3 protein-coding genes are annotated in these 2,737 nt (G+C 59.2%); all 3 read left to right on the top strand.

Annotated features, from left to right (window positions below; genetic code table 11):
* Positions 1-144 precede the first annotated feature (144 nt).
* Entirely contained in the window at positions 145-285 is a 141-nt protein-coding gene (gene rpmH, locus NW837_RS13615; protein WP_011434477.1) for a 50S ribosomal protein L34, read from the top strand.
* A 93-nt stretch (positions 286-378) separates the two neighbouring features.
* Positions 379-780 (top strand): ribonuclease P protein component, encoded by a 402-nt coding sequence (rnpA, locus tag NW837_RS13610; RefSeq protein WP_011434476.1) that lies wholly within the window; start codon positions 379-381, stop codon positions 778-780.
* 71 nt (positions 781-851) lie between these two features.
* Positions 852-2,737, top strand: a 1,886-nt coding sequence (locus NW837_RS13605; RefSeq protein WP_414332152.1) for an AAA family ATPase, incomplete at its 3' end; no start/stop codon positions are given.

Here is a 2,737-nt window from a genome sequence, read left to right as displayed (position 1 = left end):
TAACTGCTCGGCGCGGGGTGGCCAATCTAGCAATTTTCCATTGAGTCTGCTAAGATTAAGCGTCTGCGATCAGTTTCAAGCGGGCTAATTTCGGTCTGGTCAGCTCTGGCAAATGATCTTGGATTCATAAGTTGGCTTCTCACCATGACTCAGCGTACCCTTCGTGGCACCAATCGCAGACGCATTCGGGTTTCTGGGTTTCGGGCCAGAATGCGAACGGCAACTGGGCGTCAGGTCTTGCGGCGACGGCGGGCCAAGGGGCGTTATCGCCTGGCGGTTTCCTAAGCCCTTTGGTCAGAGATTTGATTTGTCTTGGTTTTTTGGAGCGTTGCAGCCCAAAACTCGCTGACTTCTGGGGCAGACTCTCCTCGGTGCCCAATGTTGCCGGCTCCTCATCGATTGCGGGATCGACGAGCTTTTCAGGCGCTCTACCAGGGGGGCCAACGTCGTTCCGGTGCAGGCTTGACCCTGCTGTTTCAGCCGATGCCCGCAGGGTGCGAAGGGATCCCTAGCCAAGTGGGGCTGGTGATCGGCAGAAAGGTGAGCAAATCTGCCGTAAAGCGGAATCGGCTGCGCCGCCAGTTGCGAGAAATCTTGCGCCCTCTGTGCCCAAACCTGAAACCCGGCTACCGGCTGCTGTTCATCTCCAAGGCAAACTTACTGACCTACCGCTGGCCGGAGCTGAGGGCGGAGGTGCATCGTCTTCTCCAAAAGGCCGACCTGCTCGTCAGCACAGATGTAGACTCAACAGGTGCAGACTCAGATGCCAAGCCGTCCTAAGAAACTTGAGCTGCACAGGTTTTTGCTACCCATGCTAGCCTGTTGCCATCATATGCTGGTGGCCACGCTAGATGTGGGGTGTGATGTACATCAAGCGGATTGAGCTGACCCGATTTAAGTCGTTTGGCAGCACCACCTCGTTGCCCCTGCTGCCGGGCTTTACGGTCATTTCCGGCCCCAATGGCTCCGGCAAGTCCAACATCCTGGATGGGATCCTGTTCGCGCTGGGGTTATCGTCCTCGCGGGGGATGCGGGCAGAGAGGCTTTTGGATCTGGTGCATTCCGGCAGCCTCAACGGCAATCGGCAGGTGGAAACCCACGTTTCCGTCACCTTTGAGCTGGGGCCAGGAGAAGATGGCCAGCCCAGGGAATGGAAAGTCAGTCGCCGGCTGCGGGTCAAGCCCGGAAAGGCTGAGGATCCCACTCGCGATAGCGGGACGGATTCTCTCCCCTACACCAGCACTTTCTACATCAACGATGTGCCCTGTACCCTGAGCGAGCTGCACGAACAACTGGAGGCGATGCACATCTACCCCAACGGCTACAACGTCGTTTTACAGGGGGATGTCACCAGTATCATTTCCATGCACCCCAAGGAACGGCGGCAGATCATCGACGAATTGGCGGGGGTGGCCACCTTCGACCGCAAGATCGCCCAGGCCAACAGCAAGCTGGAGGCGGTACGGGAACAAATTGAGCGCTTTCGGCTCATCGAACAAGAATGGCAAGCTCAAGGAGAGCGGCTGCTCAGAGAGAGCGAAAAGGCCCAACACCATCAGCAACTGCGGCTGCAGTTGCAAACGCTGGAGCAGCAGCAACAGGTGTTGCTTTGGCGGCATTTGCAGGCCCAAGTGGAAGAAACCCAGGCGGCCATTCAGCAGCTTCTGGAGGCTCAGGAGCAGGCCACCGCTCAGGTGCAGACCTTGAACGATCATTTGCAACAGGCCGAAGCCGCCCTGGCCGAGTTGCAAAGCCGCATCCATGCTCTTGGAGAGGAGGAATACCTGCACCTGCAAGCCCAAATCGCCGCCGCCGAAACACAACGGCAACAGGTCAGCCAACAGATCGCAGCCTGGCAGCAGGAGATCGAGCAAGCGCAGCGCCTACATCAGGAGTGCCAAGCCCAACAGCAGCATCTGCAGGCGGAGCTGGAACACCTGCACAGCCAACAGGAGCAACTGGCCCAAGCCCAGGGATCCCTGCAGGCCCAGGTTCAGAAAGCCCAAATTAGCTTGGAACAGAGCCGCGAACAGCTGCGCGCCCTAGCCCAATCCGCTGATGCCTGGGTGAAACAGCAGCGCTACCTCACCCGCCACATTGAGGAACTCCGCGCTGAACAGGAGCCTCTCCAACAGGAGCAAATTCGCCTGCAAGAGCGACAACGGCAACTGGAACGACAAAGCCAAGAGATCCAAGCGGAGATTGCCCAGATCGAGGCGTGGCTGGGATCCCACCTGGCCCTCACCGCCGAGCTGGAACACACTTGCCGACAGTCGGAAGCTCAGGTTCAGACCCTGGCCCAAGAGCTGGCGCAACTGCAGGCCGGCCTGGAGCTGGATCGCGCCACCCACGAACGCCTGGCCGCCGAGCTGCACGCCAAGCAGCGGCAACTGGACAAATGGGAAACCCGCCGCCAAGTGTTGCAAGAATCCCAGGGATCCCGGGCGACCCAAGCCATCCTGAGTGCCCGTCTGCCGGGGGTTTTGGGGTTGGTGGCCCAGTTGGGGCAGGTGGATCCCCAGTATCAACTGGCCCTGGAGGTTGCAGCAGGCAACCGGCTGCACTTTGTGGTAGTGGAGGATGACACCGTGGCCGTGAGCGCTGTCAACTTTTTGAAACGGGAAAAAGCCGGACGCGCCACCTTTTTGCCCTTGAATAAGCTCCAGCCCACCCGCCCCCCCAGCCCCCTGAAATTGGACGGCCTGATCGACTACGCCATTCGTTTGGTGCGTTTTGA

This window comes from Synechococcus sp. R6-10, assembly GCF_047461815.1.
Classification (GTDB): Bacteria; Cyanobacteriota; Cyanobacteriia; order Thermostichales; family Thermostichaceae; genus Thermostichus.
Note: the sequence above shows the minus strand (reverse complement) of the source record. Positions and strands in the feature narration are given on the sequence as shown.

Excerpts from the sequence above, each read along its gene's own strand:
- rpmH (WP_011434477.1), top strand. The coding sequence starts at position 145 with ATGACTCAGCGTACCCTTCGTGGCACCAATCGCAGACGCATTCGGGTT.
- rnpA (WP_011434476.1), top strand. The coding sequence starts at position 379 with ATGTTGCCGGCTCCTCATCGATTGCGGGATCGACGAGCTTTTCAGGCG.